12 protein-coding genes are annotated in these 15,018 nt (G+C 62.8%); 6 read left to right on the forward strand and 6 right to left on the reverse strand.

Annotation, left to right across the window (positions count from 1 at the left end; genetic code table 11):
* Positions 1 to 78: 78 nt before the first annotated feature.
* On the reverse strand, positions 79 to 507 hold the full coding sequence (locus HMI60_RS01375; protein WP_018778715.1) for an OsmC family protein: 429 nt from the start codon (positions 505 to 507) through the stop codon (positions 79 to 81).
* A gap of 133 nt (positions 508 to 640) precedes the next feature.
* Here HMI60_RS01375 and HMI60_RS01380 point away from each other — a divergent pair, with 133 nt between their 5' ends.
* Positions 641 to 1,024 (forward strand): VOC family protein, encoded by a 384-nt coding sequence (locus HMI60_RS01380; RefSeq protein WP_193590411.1) that lies wholly within the window; start codon positions 641 to 643, stop codon positions 1,022 to 1,024.
* 83 nt (positions 1,025 to 1,107) lie between these two features.
* Here HMI60_RS01380 and HMI60_RS01385 read toward each other — a convergent pair whose 3' ends face one another.
* The 4 genes from HMI60_RS01385 to HMI60_RS01400 all read right to left on the reverse strand — a co-directional run bounded on the left by HMI60_RS01385 (position 1,108) and on the right by HMI60_RS01400 (position 6,639).
* Complete coding sequence (locus HMI60_RS01385; RefSeq protein ID WP_018778713.1) at positions 1,108 to 1,461, reverse strand: hypothetical protein; 354 nt, start codon at positions 1,459 to 1,461, stop codon at positions 1,108 to 1,110.
* Positions 1,462 to 1,599: 138 nt separating this feature from the next.
* Positions 1,600 to 3,324 (reverse strand): 2-oxoglutarate dehydrogenase, E2 component, dihydrolipoamide succinyltransferase, encoded by a 1,725-nt coding sequence (sucB, locus tag HMI60_RS01390; protein WP_193590412.1) that lies wholly within the window; start codon positions 3,322 to 3,324, stop codon positions 1,600 to 1,602.
* Between the two features lie 113 nt (positions 3,325 to 3,437).
* The gene (lpdA, locus tag HMI60_RS01395) at positions 3,438 to 4,820 is read right to left on the reverse strand and encodes a dihydrolipoyl dehydrogenase (protein ID WP_018778711.1); all 1,383 of its coding nucleotides are present in this window, start codon (positions 4,818 to 4,820) and stop codon (positions 3,438 to 3,440) included.
* A 295-nt stretch (positions 4,821 to 5,115) separates the two neighbouring features.
* Positions 5,116 to 6,639, reverse strand: coding sequence for a leucyl aminopeptidase (locus tag HMI60_RS01400; protein ID WP_018778710.1), 1,524 nt, complete (start codon positions 6,637 to 6,639; stop codon positions 5,116 to 5,118).
* 289 nt (positions 6,640 to 6,928) lie between these two features.
* On the opposite strand from HMI60_RS01400, the gene HMI60_RS01405 reads away from it, so the two are divergent.
* The 4 genes from HMI60_RS01405 to HMI60_RS01420 all read left to right on the forward strand — a co-directional run bounded on the left by HMI60_RS01405 (position 6,929) and on the right by HMI60_RS01420 (position 12,194).
* The gene (locus HMI60_RS01405; protein ID WP_018778709.1) at positions 6,929 to 7,867 is read left to right on the forward strand and encodes a proteasome assembly chaperone family protein; all 939 of its coding nucleotides are present in this window, start codon (positions 6,929 to 6,931) and stop codon (positions 7,865 to 7,867) included.
* A gap of 34 nt (positions 7,868 to 7,901) precedes the next feature.
* Entirely contained in the window at positions 7,902 to 9,269 is a 1,368-nt protein-coding gene (locus HMI60_RS01410; RefSeq protein ID WP_018778708.1) for a nitrate/nitrite transporter, read from the forward strand.
* 95 nt (positions 9,270 to 9,364) lie between these two features.
* Positions 9,365 to 10,636, forward strand: a complete 1,272-nt coding sequence (locus HMI60_RS01415; protein WP_193590413.1) for a DUF4192 domain-containing protein — start codon at positions 9,365 to 9,367, stop codon at positions 10,634 to 10,636.
* A 244-nt stretch (positions 10,637 to 10,880) separates the two neighbouring features.
* Entirely contained in the window at positions 10,881 to 12,194 is a 1,314-nt protein-coding gene (locus tag HMI60_RS01420; RefSeq protein WP_018778706.1) for an RNA polymerase sigma factor, read from the forward strand.
* Positions 12,195 to 12,420: 226 nt separating this feature from the next.
* On the opposite strand, the gene HMI60_RS01425 is transcribed toward HMI60_RS01420, so the two are convergent.
* Complete coding sequence (locus HMI60_RS01425) at positions 12,421 to 12,642, reverse strand: hypothetical protein (RefSeq protein WP_018778705.1); 222 nt, start codon at positions 12,640 to 12,642, stop codon at positions 12,421 to 12,423.
* Positions 12,643 to 12,909: 267 nt separating this feature from the next.
* Between HMI60_RS01425 and HMI60_RS01430 the strand changes: the two genes are divergently transcribed.
* On the forward strand, positions 12,910 to 15,018 hold the full coding sequence (locus tag HMI60_RS01430) for a type IIA DNA topoisomerase subunit B (protein ID WP_039240769.1): 2,109 nt from the start codon (positions 12,910 to 12,912) through the stop codon (positions 15,016 to 15,018).

The following is a 15,018-nucleotide window of genomic DNA, read 5'->3' on the forward strand; positions in this document are numbered from 1 at the left end:
CCGTCACCAGCTGGTGACGGGGTTCTTTTGCATCAAGCGCGGGGGTTCTGGCCCCTCTGCAATGCGCGCTTGCTGTGGCTACTCGGCGAGTGTTGCGTCCAAGGTGATTTCGATGCTGGCCAGCGCGCCCGAAACGGGGCAACCCGTCTTCGCGTCCTCGGAGATACGGCGGAAATCCTCTTGGGAAAGACCCGGAACCTTGGCGGTCATCGTCAGGTGGCTGCCGGTGATGCCGGTGCCCGGAACGAAGGTCACGTCGGCCTTGGTGTTGACTTCCTCGGCGGTGAATCCTTCACCGGCCAAGGCGTGGCTGAAGGCCATGGAGAAGCACGCGGAGTGGGCTGCAGCGATCAGTTCTTCCGGGCTGGTCTTGCCGCCGGACTGCTCCGTGCGGGCCTTCCAGGTGACATCGAACGTACCCAGGCCGGAGCTGTCCAGCGTGGTGTTTCCAGCGCCCTCAATGAGGTTGCCGTTCCATACCGTGTGTGCGGTGCGTGTTGCTGCCATGTCCACTCCTTGGGTCGTTGTATTCCGGCACCCGGCCTCCGCCGCGTGCCACCGCTTTCAATCCTAGGGATTCGGTCCAAGGACTGCACGGTCATTCCGCTGTCGGTGGATTGTGACCCCCTAAACTGGCGCCATGGATACAAAAGAACACGTAACCGGCGTGCAACGCCGAGGCCCAAGAATCGCGTCGATCATGGTCAATGCCGTGGATGCGGCCCGGCTCTCCGCTTTCTGGTCTGAACTGCTGGACATGCCCGTTGCAGCGGAGCACGAAGGTTTTATCTGGCTGCGTCCAGCCGAACCGGGTCTTCCCCAACTGGCGTTCGAGCAGGTCAACGAACCTACCGAAGGACGGCGCCGGCTTCACCTGGACCTTCACGACGCCGATGCCGCTGCCTTGCGGCGAAAGGCGGAGTCCCTGGGCGCTACCTTCATTGAGGGGCACGACGTGGCGGATTTCCACTGGGACGTCATGCATGATCCTGAGGGAAACGAGTTCTGTATCGCCCAGGAGTAGCAGCGTACTTAACGGCGGAGGCCGTCCCACCGGGCTGTGCGCACGGTGGGGCGGCCTCTTGCATCAGGATGCAGGCGTGGGAGCTAGTTCCAGAGAGTGGCGATTGCTATGTTCACCAAGGCAAGGCCGCCCACACCGTGAGCCAATCCGGTAGACACAGCTTCACCGTTCTTGACCTTGCGCGAGCCGATGACCGCCAGCACGGCCACGGCCACGGCAATGGCGAACTTGACGCCGAGCTTGAAGTAGTTGGGATCGGCGTCCGGCAAGAAGGGGATCACACCCATCATGGCGATGCCGGTCAGGAGCTGAAGGAACGCACCATCGCGCTGGCGCGGGTGGACGGTTGGCTCCCTGAGGGTGGCGATCCAGTAGCCCACGATCATGGCTGCGCCGACGATGTGCAAGAACACCAGAATGTTGAAGAGAATACTCATGGCCCTAGCTTATCCAGTCGGTTCTACGTCCTGTAGCAAAGCCACGCGCTGGTGTTAAAAGCGGAAGGGGCAGGTCCCCGGGTTTCCCCGGCAACCTGCCCCTTCCGGATCTGCGGGAGTACCTGCAGACGGAACTACTTAGAGACCGAGGTCTGCTTCGAACGCGCCCTCTTCAAGGCGTGCCTTGAGGGTCTGAAGGAACCGGCCGGCGTCGGCGCCGTCCACCAGGCGGTGGTCGTACGTCAGCGACAGGTACATCATGGAGCGGATGGCGATCGAGTCGTCACCGTTTTCGTCAGCAACCACAACAGCGCGCTTGACGATGGCACCGGTGCCGAGGATACCCACCTGCGGCTGGTTGATGATCGGGGTGTCGAACAGGGCACCGACAGAACCGATGTTGGTGATGCTGAACGTACCGCCGGACAGCTCGTCCGGGCCGATCTTGCCGTCGCGGGTGCGGCCTGCAACATCAGCGATCTTCCCGGCAAGGCCGGCGAGGTTCAGGTTGCCGGCGTCGGAGATGACGGGAACCAGAAGGCCCTTGTCAGTGTCGACGGCGATCGCCAGGTGTTCGGCGTTGTGGTAGGTGATTTCCTGCTTGGACTCGTCGTAAGCAGCGTTCAGCTTGGGGTGCTGCTTCAGTGCCTCGGCCACAGCCTTGGCGATGAACGGCAGGAACGTCAGCTTGACGCCGTTCTGGGCCTGGAACGAGTTCTTGGCCCTGAGGCGGAGCTTGGCGATCTTGGTCATGTCGACCTCGTGCACCTGGGTCAGCTGGGTGGAGACCTCAAGAGACTCGCGCATGCGGCGGGCGATGACCTGACGGATGCGGGGAGCCTTCTCCGTGGTGCCGCGCAGCGACGACGCTACGACCGGTGCAGCAGCCTTGGCTGCGGGCGCAGCGGCAGGAGCGGGGGCAGCCGGTGCAGCGGCAGCCTGCTTGGCTTCCGCGGCGGCAAGCACATCCTGCTTGCGGATACGTCCACCAACGCCGGTGCCGGAGACCGATGCAATGTCAACGCCGTGCTGGTTGGCAAGCTTGCGAACCAACGGAGTGACGTAGCCGGATTCGGAGGAGCCAGCCGATTCGGCGGCAGGAGCAGCAGGTGCGGCGGCCGGAGCGGCGGCGGGAGCCGGGGCTGCTGCAGCGGGGGCAGGTGCTGCCGGTGCTTCTGCAGGAGCGGCCGGAGCCGGAGCGGCAGCAGGGGCGGCCGGAGCCGGAGCGGCGGCCGGGGCGGCTGCGCCCGAGCCGATGATTGCCAGGACGGAACCGACTTCAGCAGTCTCGTCCTCGTTGACGCGGATCTCCTGGAGGGTACCGGCAACGGGGGAGGGGATCTCCGTGTCGACCTTGTCGGTGGATACCTCAAGAAGGGGCTCGTCGACCTCAACGGTGTCACCGACGGCCTTGAGCCAGCGGGTGACGGTGCCTTCGGTGACGCTCTCGCCCAACGCGGGGAGGGTGACTTCGTGGCCTTCGCCGGACGAAGCGGCGGGTGCTTCCGCAGCCGGAGCTTCTTCTGCGGCGGGAGCTTCTGCGGCGGCCGGTGCGGCCTCTTCCGCGGGAGCGGCAGGTGCTTCCTCAGCCGGTGCCGCAGGTGCGGCCTCTGCAGCTGAGCCGGAGCCATCGCCGATGCGGACCAAGGGTGCGCCAACTTCAGCCGTCTCGTCTTCAGCGACGAGGATTTCTTCGATGACGCCTGAGATCGGAGAAGGGATTTCGGTGTCTACTTTGTCGGTTGAAACCTCGAGCAGCGGCTCGTCGATCTCCACCCGGTCACCAACCTGCTTGAGCCAGCGGGTGACGGTTCCTTCGGTGACACTCTCACCGAGGGCGGGCAAGTTAACGGATTCAGACATGTCGTCCCCGTTCTCCTTATTGATCTTTGTGCGGATGAATTCTGCTGGTCCGGGCCGGGTGCATCCGGCAGATTCCGCCGCATGCACCCGACCCGTTTGTCTTGGGTAAAGACTTAGCCGTGGAGCGGCTTGCCCGCGAGGGCGAGGTGGGCTTCGCCCAAAGCTTCGTTCTGGGTCGGGTGGGCGTGGACCAGCTGGGCCACGTCCTCCGGGTAGGCTTCCCAGTTCACGATCAGCTGGGCTTCACCGATCTGTTCACCCATACGTGAACCAATCATGTGGATACCAACTACGGGGCCATCCTTCTGGCGGACAAGCTTGACGATGCCGCCAGTGCCGAGGATGGAGCTCTTGCCGTTTCCGGCAAGGTTGTATTCCTGGGTCTGCACCTGGTCGTCGCCGAACTTCTCCTTGGCGGCCTTTTCGGTGTAACCGACCGTGGCGATTTCAGGTTCGCAGTACGTGACCTTGGGGATGTTGATGTCTTCGACGATGGCCGGGTTCAAGCCGGCGATCTCCTCGGCAACGAAGATGCCCTGCTGGTAGCCACGGTGTGCGAGCTGGACTCCCGGGACGATGTCGCCCACGGCGTAGATGTTGCCGACACCGGTGTGGAGGCGCTCGTTGGTGATGACGAAGCCACGGTCGATGGTGATGCCGGCTTCTTCGTAGCCCAGGTTGGCGGTCACGGGACCGCGGCCTACTGCAACGAGCAGGAGGTCTGCTTCGAAGGTCTGGCCATCAACCAAGGTGACCTTGACGCCGTCGTCGTTCTGCTCGACGCCCTGGAAGAAGATGCCAGTGGTGAACTTGATGCCGCGCTTCTTGAACGCACGCTCGAGGTTCTTCACGATCGAGGCGTCCTCGTTGGGGACCAAGGAGGGGAGGCCTTCGATGATGGTGACGTCCACGCCGAAGGACTTCCATACGGAAGCGAATTCGACGCCGATGACGCCGCCGCCGAGGACGATGGCGCTCTTGGGGATGTAGTCCATGGTGAGGGCCTGGTCGGAGGTGATGACCTTGCCGCCGATTTCAAGGCCCGGGAGCGACCGAGAGTAGGAACCGGTGGCCAGGACAATGTTCTTGCCCGTGTAAGCCGTGCCGTTCACTACGACGGTGTTGTTGCCCTGGAGCTTGCCTTCACCCTCGATAACGGTGATGCCCTTGGACTTGATGAGTCCCTGGAGGCCCTTGAACTTGCCGGCGATGATGCCGTCCTTGTAGGCGTTCACGGCCGACATGTCGATGCTGTCGAGCGTGACGTTCACGCCGTACTTGGCGGAATCGCGTGCATGGTCAGCCAGTTCGGCCGAGTGCAGGAGGGCCTTGGTGGGGATGCAACCATTGTGCAGGCAGGTTCCGCCGAGCTTTGCCTTTTCCACAAGGCCAACGGTGAACCCAAGCTGCACGGCCCGCAGGGCAGTGGCGTAGCCGCCGCTGCCGCCACCGAGTACCAGGATGTCGAATTCTTGCGCAGTTGCCTGATCGGCCACTAAAACGCTCCCTCGCGTGAATGATGACACGGGACTGCGTGCCATCTGGTCTTTGGAACTTGTTCTGCCGTGATTATGCCAGCACCTAAGTTCTCTTGCATTTGTGACTATCGAGTTCACCTTAGCGAACCACCTACCCATGCTCCACCCTCTGCGGGTGTTTGTGGAGCGCTTGTGTCGAGACTCACGTTCACTTGTGACACAGCGCTACACGCCGCATAATTCCGGGGTTGCGTGGTCCTTGCCGGGTCATCGCCCGGACCACGCAACCCCGGAGGAAGCGGGGAGTGTGCCGCTAGGCGGAAACCGCCAAAAGGTCCTCGGCGTAGGCAACCAGGGTGCGGACGGTGCATCCGGTGCCCTGCTTGGGTGTGTAGCCGTAGGGGCTGCCGTTGTTGAAGGAGGGGCCGGCAATGTCCACGTGGGCCCACGGGATTTGCTCGCCGGAATCGTCCTTGCCCACGAATTCGCGCAGGAACACCGCGGCGGTCATCATGCCACCGTTGCGCTCACCAATGTTGGCGATGTCTGCCACCTGGGAGTCCAGGCTTGGGCGGAGTTCTTCCGGCAGCGGCATCGGCCACACCAGTTCGCCTGCGCGGTCGGCGGCGGACTTGAGTGCAGCCGTGACGGAATCCGAACCCATCACACCAGCGGTGCGCAGGCCCAGGGCGATCAGCTGCGCGCCCGTCAGGGTGGCGACGTCAATGATCACATCCGGCTTCTCCAGGCTGGCGGCGACGAGTCCGTCGGCCATCACAAGGCGACCCTCGGCGTCGGTGTTCAGTACTTCCACGGTCTTGCCGCCGTGGATGGTGAAGACATCGGCGGGCCGCGCTGCGGCACCGGACGGCATATTCTCTGCGATGCAGAGCCAGGCGGTTGCCTTGATGGGCAGGCCCAGCGAAGCCAGCGCCAGGACAGTATTGAGGACGACGGCGGCGCCCGCCATGTCGCTCTTCATGTCGCCCATGCCGAGGGCGGGCTTGATGGAGATGCCACCGGTGTCAAAGGTGATGCCCTTTCCGACGAGGGCAATCTTCCGGGTGGCCTTGGCGGGAGCGTATTCCACCTTGACCAGGCGCGGCTGGCGGGTGGAGCCCTTGCCGACGCCGAGGATGCCGCCAAAGCCCTCCTTCTCCAGGCGCTTCTCATCCCAGACGGTTACCTTGACCGGAAGGCCCTTGGCGAGTTCCTTGGCGGACTCGGCAAACGACTCAGGGTAGAGGTGGCTGGGCGGTTGGTTCACCAAGGTGCGGGTGGCGTTGACTGCCCTGGCCAGGACAACTGCCCGATCGAGCGCAGGCTGGGCCGTCTTTGCATCCACGTCAGAGAAGATCAGTGCCTTGGCCACCGGCGCCTTCAGGCCATCGGTGGAGGAACGGTGCTCAGTGTAGGAATAGGCGCCCAAAGCGGCACCTTCGGCGACCGCTGCCACATCCGTGAGTGCCGGCGTCGGGAAAGCCAGTGTCACCGACGGCAGCCCTGCAAGCTGGCGCACTGCCGATCCTGCGGCCCGGCGCAAAGCCTCTTCGCTGAGGTTGCCGCCGTTGGCAAGTTTGCCCACGCCCGCCAAGACCAGAATTCCGGCGCCCGTTTCGGGCAGTCCGGGAAGGCGGTGCACCTGGTCGGCCGCGCCGCTGATCCCCAGGAGCTTCAGGGAGCCTGCCACAGACTCGGCAGACTTGGCACTGAGCGGATTGGGAAGCAGCACCGGCCCATCCGTGCCTTGTGCAACTCCGATCACGAGTGCGTCGCTGGGGGACTTTTTCAGGTCCTTGGCAATGATGCCCAGGATGATGTCAGTAGTCTTGACCACGAGGATGTGTCCTCACTTCTCTCTGCATTGCATGGCGGGGCCGCATGTTAGGCGGCCTGCCCCGGTACGCGCCCGACGTCCACGTGCGACGGCGGCCTTGGTCTTCAGGCCGGGCGTCACTGGAGGACGTCGGCCCGTTTCGATCGTAGTCTCTCAGCGACCGCTGACAGCAATTAAATGAGAGCTGCCGCACATGGGGGGCAGGAATGCCAGCTCCGCGTGCAGCGTTGTAACCATACAGACCATCCCGAACCACAGAACCGAACTTGCCCCGTGAAAGGAATACGCCGTGTTTGAACGGATATCCGGCACCCTCCTGGACCCTGAAGCGCTCTACGCGAGCAACATCGAGACCTTCCACAGTCCCGAATTGCGCGGCCTGGACATGGTCATGGGCTTCACGGGGTTTGCCGATGCCGGTCATGTAGTCCGGCAAATCAATGCGGAACTGTTGGACGAGCTCGATGCCGAGGTCGTGGCCATGTTCGACGCCGACCAGCTCATCGACTACCGCTCGCGCCGACCCCACATCAGCTTTGTGGAGGACCATCTGCAGGATTACCAGGCGCCCAAGCTCGGCCTGTACAAGCTGACGGATGGGCTGGGACAGCCTTTCCTCCTGCTGGCCGGTTTTGAACCTGATCTGCAATGGGAGCGGTTTGCCCGCGCCGTGGTCGGAATCGTGGAGAAACTGGACGTCAACCTCGTCACATGGATCCACTCAATCCCCATGCCTGTGCCGCACACGCGGCCAGTGGGTGTGACGGTGCACGGCAACAGGCCCGAGCTCATCGAAGGAATCTCCAGCTGGAAGCCCACCGTGGAGGTGCCGGCAGCCATTGGCCACATCCTCGAGCTTCGGCTCACCGAGGCCGAACGCAGCGTCGCCGGTTACGTCATCCACGTGCCGCACTACTTGTCCGAGGCCGAGTACCCTCCCGCGGCAGTGGCGGGCTTGGAATACCTCGGGGCGGCGACGTCCCTGATGCTCCCCACTGACCGCCTGCGCGAAGCGGGGCGGGAGGTTGGCCGGCAGATCGCTGAGCAGATCGCAGCTTCCGAAGAAGTGCAGGCGGTGGTGGCGAACCTGGAGACCCGCTACGACGAGAAATCCGAGGGAATCGTCCGCCGCTCCCTGCTTGCCGACGAGAACGACGAACTGCCCAACGCCGAGGACATCGGAGCAGCTGTGGAAGCGTACCTGGCACGTAAAGACACGCCTCAATAAATCAGCTTTATCCGTTGACCGGCATAATTGAGGTGTGACTTCTCCCCGCGCCTGGCTTATTTGGACCATAGGCATCTTCGCCTACCTCGTGGCTGTAGCGCAGCGGACTTCCTTCGGCGTGGCAGGTTTGGAGGCAACTGAACGGTTCCACGCCAGCGCCTCAGCCATCTCCTTCTTCACCGTCCTTCAGTTGTTGGTCTATGCAGGGCTGCAGATTCCGGTGGGCGTACTGGTGGACCGGTTCGGGTCGCGGGTCATGGTGGCCGGCGGTGCTGTCCTCATGGCCGCCGGACAACTCCAGCTTGCTTTCGCTGAGAGCATTCCCGGCGGTGTCCTGGGCCGCGTTCTCGTAGGGGCGGGCGATGCCATGACGTTCATCTCGGTAATCCGCCTTGTTCCCCTGTGGTTCGCCCCGGCAAGGGTTCCCCTGGTGACCCAGTTGACTGGCATGTGCGGCCAGCTGGGCCAGCTGTTCAGTGTGGTCCCGTTCGCGTTGTTGCTGCATTCTGCCGGATGGACGCCGGCGTTCCTGACACTGGCAGCGATGTCGGTGCTGGCAGTTGTCCTGGTCCTTTGCCTGTTGCGGGACGCCCCTCCGGGCCACCCCGCCAAGGCTTCGGCCCAAGGCCTGCGGGCCACGGGCGTTTCCCTGTCCAGCGCCTGGAAACAGCCCGGGACCAGGCTGGGCCTATGGAGCCACTTCACCGTACAGTTCAGCGGCAACCTCTTTGCGATGACCTGGGGATACCCGTTCCTGCTCTCAGCCCAGGGACTGGACGCCGGCACGGTGTCCGCCCTGATGGCGCTCTTCGTGGCAACGGCCATCGTTGCCGGACCAGGACTAGGACGGTTCGTCTCCAGGCACCCCATGCGCAGATCGGCAATGGTCCTTCTCATCACCACCGCCACGGCCATGGCGTGGGCGGCCGTGCTCCTTCTTCCTGAGCGGGCTCCACTCTGGCTTCTGGTTCTCTTGGTTGTGGTGCTTGCCATCGGTGGCCCGGGCTCCATGATCGGCTTTGACTTCGCCCGGACGTTCAATCCTTCACACCGGATCGGCACGGCAACAGGAATCGTCAACGTTGGCGGCTTCATCGCCGCCCTCATTGCCATCTACCTCATTGGCCTGGTGCTCGACCTCCTGAACGCCAGCGGATTCTCCGGCGGAGAGTTGTACGGCCTCGCACCGTTCCGGATTGCCCTCAGTGTCCAGTTCCTGCTGCTCGCGATCGGAACCGTCCTGATTCTGGTCACCCGGCGGAAAGTCCGGCGCCAAATGGCAAGCCAGGGCATCCACGTCCCTCCATTGGCAACCGCGCTCGCAAGGCAGCGGCGTGAGCGCCTGGAGCGCCGGCGCGAGGCACGCTCCAAGGCGGCGGGGACTAGAGCGGCGGGGGAGTAGAAGGCGCGCAGCAGCCGCCTCCGCACCCTGACGGCTTTTCCACATAGCTGGGTTTGTGCCTGTTCCTTGTCTTCGCCGGTGCGCAGGCTTGAGGCATGACCACCAACAAAACTCTTAACATCCACCAGCCCGAAGACATCCTTGGCTACATACCCCACATGCTGGGCTATTGGCCCGAGGACAGCCTCGTGGCCATCACGATGCAGGGAAAGCTCCTGGGCGCAACCCTCCGGGTAGACCTGCCGGCGTTGTCCTCCCACGCAGCCATGGCCCGTTTCGCTGAACATGTGCGCCAGTATCTGATTGCCGATGAGGCTGCCAATGGCGTGGTCCTCGCCGTGTATACCGATGGCGGTTGGCAGGACGGCTCAGTGGTTGGCCGGATGACGCCCTTGCTCGATGCCCTCAGGGCCAGCCTCGACTGCGTCGATCTCTCAGTGCGTGACGCTTGGTTGGTGGGTGCCGACTACTGGCGGGGAGCCTACTGCGTCGATGAAGGCTGTTGCCCGCTTCCCGGGTTCGCCGTTGAACGGATCAAGGACAGCCGGCTCAGTGCGGAATTGGTGTACCAGGGGAATGCCATCGGACCGTCCCCACGAAAAGGCTTTGAAGGGCTGGGACTCGCCTTGTCCGGCCCGCACGGATCCCGGGTATCGGAAGCGGAGGTGCAATTCGGTCAACAGATACTTGGCAGCTGGCGCAGCGAGGCCTGCTTCGATGCTGTCCTTGCTGTGTGGCGGTACGTCATGGCCAGGGCCCTCCGGAATGCTCCCCTGGACCCGGCCGCTGATGCGACGCTCATCGGATTTCTTAGGACCACGCTGAAAGTGACGGCGTGGCGGGACGCGGTGGTGGTGATGGCCGCAGCCGGCACGGATGCTGCAAAGTCCGGCGCTGAAGAATTCGGACTCTTCGTCGAGGATGGGCTGGACAGCCCACCTTTTGATTCTCGGGAACTGGGCGTGCCCGATGTCGGGCCAACCACCGAAAACCAGTCGGGGGCCGCCCGTACTGAAGGATCCGGGGAGCCCGCCGACGTTTACACCTACGGCGATGTCCTGTTGGGCATGCATCCGGAGGTGCCCTGCTGGAGCGACTTAGACGTGCTGCAACAGGCCCTTGCCCTACTGACCATCGAGGGCGAGCTGGGAGAAGTGGCAGCCGCTGCGCTGACCCTGCAAGGGTGGATTTTCTGGTGCAGGGGCAACGGTTCCCTCGCACACGCCTGCCTGAGCCGGGCCGGAGACGCCCAGCCAGGCTACCGCTTGGCGGAGCTGCTCATGGAGATTCTGGGGGAGGGCGTTCTATGTGGGTGGGCGCGCCGCCCCGACTCCGCATGGAAGGGGCCGGGCAATGCACCTGCCTAGTTTCCTTGGCACTCAACAGGCGTACGTTTCGCAAAACCGTGAGACAATGGATGCCGAGACCCGGTTGGGTCCGCGTTTGAATGCCTGGATGGGCCCGGAGACGGGAACAATCCAGCGTCGCCGGTAGTTGTAATCAAAGACTCTGCAGGCGGTGATCGCATTTGAAGTTGATCGCGGACTTGACAGGGTCATAGTGGTGTTGCCCGTATGGTGATTCCACAGACCGCCGCTAGAAAGGTTTTCTGTGACCCCGTCTTCCGTCGAGAAGGAACCCGCCGCCCAGGCCGAATTGTCCGCTGAGGAAAAGAAGGCGGCCACATCGGCAAAGCGCGCCGCGACACGTGCTGCCAACAAGGCTTCAGAGGGCGACTCTGACAAGCCTGCCCCGAAGAAGCGTGGACCCAAGCCCGGTGCGAAGGCCGCTGCCGAAGCAGCGAACAGCTCCTCCGCCACCGACGCCGAGGAGCCCAGCGCCGAGGACGAAGACTTCGACCCCGCAGCAGCGGAGGAAGTCGAAGTCGGAGACGACGACACCGAGGACGGCGCGACTGCCGCCAAAGACAAGGCCGCCCCATCCGGCTCAGGCTTTGTCTACTCGGATGCCGATGATGACGACGCACCTGTACAGCAGGTCATGTCAGCTGGTGCAACCGCAGACCCCGTCAAGGACTACCTGAAGCAAATCGGCAAGGTGGCCTTGCTGAACGCCGAACAGGAAGTCGATCTGGCCCTCCGCATCGAGGCCGGGCTCTTCGCTGAGGAAAAGATCAACGCGGATGACGGATCCATGGATCCCAAGCTCAAGCGGGAGCTCGAGTTCGTCATCCACGATGGCAAGCGTGCAAAGAACCACCTGCTCGAGGCCAACCTTCGCCTGGTTGTATCGCTCGCGAAGCGTTACACCGGACGAGGCATGCTGTTCCTGGACCTGATCCAGGAAGGCAACCTGGGCCTTATCCGCGCCGTGGAGAAGTTCGACTACACCAAGGGCTTCAAGTTCTCCACTTACGCCACGTGGTGGATCCGCCAGGCAATTACCCGTGCCATGGCTGACCAGGCCCGCACCATCCGTATTCCGGTGCACATGGTCGAAGTCATCAACAAGCTGGCCCGCGTTCAGCGCCAGATGCTTCAGGACCTGGGCCGCGAGCCCACGCCCGAGGAGCTGGCACTGGAACTGGACATGACACCCGAAAAGGTCGTCGAGGTCCAGAAGTACGGTCGCGAACCCATCTCGCTCCACACCCCGTTGGGCGAGGACGGCGACTCCGAGTTCGGTGACCTGATCGAGGACTCCGAAGCAGTTGTTCCGGCTGATGCAGTGAGCTTCACGCTCCTGCAGGAGCAGTTGCACTCAGTTTTGGACACCTTGTCAGAGCGTGAAGCAGGCGTGGTCGCCATGCGCTTCGGCCTCACTGATGGCCAGCCGAAGACTTTAGACGAAATCGGCAAGGTCTACGGAGTGACGCGTGAGCGCATCCGCCAGATCGAATCCAAGACCATGTCCAAGCTGCGGCACCCGTCCCGCTCGCAGGTCCTGCGGGACTACCTGGACTAAACGTTCCAAGCAAGTGCGTCAGCACCAAAGCGGCCCAGTCGGTTATCCGGCTGGGCCGCTTTCTTGTTGACCGCCCGGACATCAATCCACGGCGGAACCGGCATTAAGCAGCGCCCTGTGGAAGCAGACGGATACAGCAAAAAGGACCCCTCCCGGTGGGGAGGGGTCCTTTGGCTCGATGTGGTTCCGGACTCTTGCCGGTTGCATTGTCCAGTCGACGTGTACGTTAGTCGACGGGTACGGGTGCCTTCTCATTGAGGCGCTCGGTCTCATCATGCCAGTCGGAAGTCATGGGCCGGAGCGTGGCTTCAACTGCACGTGCGTGGTGGCCGCAGAAGAGCAGCTCACCACCGGAGGACTCGAGTACAACGCGGACATACGCCTGGGCTCCGCAACGATCGCACCGGTCAGCGGCGTTCAGTGTGCGGTCTGCAACTGCTGTTGTCATGTCGGCCTCCTTAGTAGTTCTGTACATCCATATAACCAGCATTCGACGCAGATCCATGGCAAGGATGGGTCACTTTCGCTGTCCGCGTATCACATGTGCGTAACGTAACGATGCGGATCATCGGACGCCGGGAGTGGCAACCAGTACCTAAGGGCCACGGCGGCTAGCCTAGTATGGGCAGTGTTTGCCTTGAATTACCAGCGAAATACCAGCGACATACGGCTGGGAAGCACCCTGAGTTATACCCCCGAAGGAGCACACCCCCACGTGGCACCGAGTTCTGAATACAACGCCCGGCATTTGTCTGTCCTGGAGGGCCTGGAAGCGGTCCGCAAGCGCCCGGGCATGTACATCGGCTCCACCGACTCACGTGGCCTCATGCACTGCCTGTGGGAAATCATCGACAACGCCGTGGACGAAGCCCTGGCCGGCTTTGGGCACGACATCAAGGTGATCCTGCACGCGGACAACTCAGTGGAAATCCATGATGACGGCCGTGGCATTCCCGTGGACGTCGAGCCCAAAACCGGCCTGTCCGGCGTCGAAGTCGTCTTTACCAAGCTGCACGCGGGCGGCAAATTCGGCGGCGGCTCCTACACGGCGTCCGGTGGCCTGCATGGCGTGGGCGCTTCCGTGGTCAATGCACTGTCCAGCCGCCTCGATGTCCAGGTGGACCGCGGTAGCAAGACCTATCAGATGTCCTTCCGCCGGGGTGAACCTGGCCGCTTCCTCGATGCCGGCTCCAAGACCGGACCTGATTCGCCGTTCGAACCATTCGTTGAGAATTCGGTACTGGACGTTGTGGGCAAGGCCAAGCGGGGCGTCACGGGAACCCGTGTGCGCTACTGGGCGGACCGCCAGATTTTCACCCCCGACGCGAAGTTCTCCTATGACGATCTGGTGGCCCGCGCCCGCCAGACGTCCTTCCTCGTGCCTGGCTTGCGGATCACGGTCCGCGACGAACGAAAGCTCGCCGGCACCCCCGGTGAGCACGGGGTCCACGAGGAAGTGTTCCACCACGACGGCGGTATCAGTGAATTCGTTGAATTCCTGGCAGCCGACTCCGGCGTTACCGATGTGTGGCGGCTTCACGGATCCGGGAAATTCAAGGAAACCGTTCCTGTGCTGGATGAGAACGGGCACAGCAAGATCGCCGAAGTGGAGCGTGACTGCGAAGTCGACATCGCACTGCGTTGGGGGATCGGCTATGAAACCACCATGCGCAGTTACGTCAACATCATTGCAACGCCCAAGGGTGGCACGCACCAGTCGGGCTTTGAAGCTGCCCTCCTGAAGACCTTCCGTAAGGCCGTGGAAACCAATGCCCGCAAGCTCAAAGCGGGCAACGACAAGATCGAAAAGGACGACATTCTTGCCGGCTTGACGGCCGTCCTGACTGTTCGCCTGGCTGAGCCGCAGTTCGAAGGGCAGACCAAGGAGATTCTTGGCACTTCAGCGGTTCGGGCGATCGTTGCCAAGGTGGTTGAAAAGGAAATCACCGCACGGCTGAACTCGGCCAACCGCAATGACAAGGCACAGTCGGCCCTCCTGCTGGAGAAGATGGTCAGCGAGATGAAATCGCGCATCTCAGCCCGCGTCCACAAGGAGACCCAGCGCCGCAAGAACGCGCTGGAGACCTCGTCAATGCCTACCAAGCTGGCTGACTGCCGCACGGATGATGTGGCACGGTCGGAATTGTTCATCGTGGAGGGTGACTCCGCGCTCGGAACAGCGAAGCTTGCGCGGTCCTCGGATTTCCAGGCGCTGCTGCCGATTCGTGGAAAGATCCTGAACGTCCAGAAGGCGTCGGTGGGCGACATGCTGTCCAACGCTGAGTGCGCTGCCCTGATCCAGGTGGTGGGCGCCGGTTCCGGCCGAAGCTTCGACCTTGATGCGGCGCGCTATGGCAAAGTCATCCTCATGACGGATGCCGACGTTGACGGTGCCCACATCCGTACTCTGCTGCTGACGCTGTTCTTCCGGTACATGCGGCCCATGGTCGAAGCCGGCCGGGTGTTCGCCGCAGTCCCGCCGCTGCACCGCGTGGAAGTCATCAACCCGGGCCAGAAGGCCAACGAGATGATCTATACCTACTCCGAAGCCGAGCTTCACGTGCTCCTCGCGAAGCTGGTCAAGGAAGGGAAACGGTATAAAGAACCGATCCAGCGCTACAAGGGCCTTGGCGAGATGGACGCCCAGCAATTGGCGGAGACCACCATGGATCCCCGGCACAGGACCCTGCGGAAAGTCGGTATCGACAGTGCGCAGCGGGCGGAAGAAGTCTTCGACCTGCTGATGGGCTCGGATGTGGCACCACGCAAGGAATTCATCATCGCCGGCGCAGCAACCTTGGACCGGGAGCGTATCGACGCTTAG

The organism is Paenarthrobacter sp. YJN-D (assembly GCF_015040335.1).
Lineage (GTDB): Bacteria > Actinomycetota > Actinomycetes > Actinomycetales > Micrococcaceae > Arthrobacter > Arthrobacter nicotinovorans.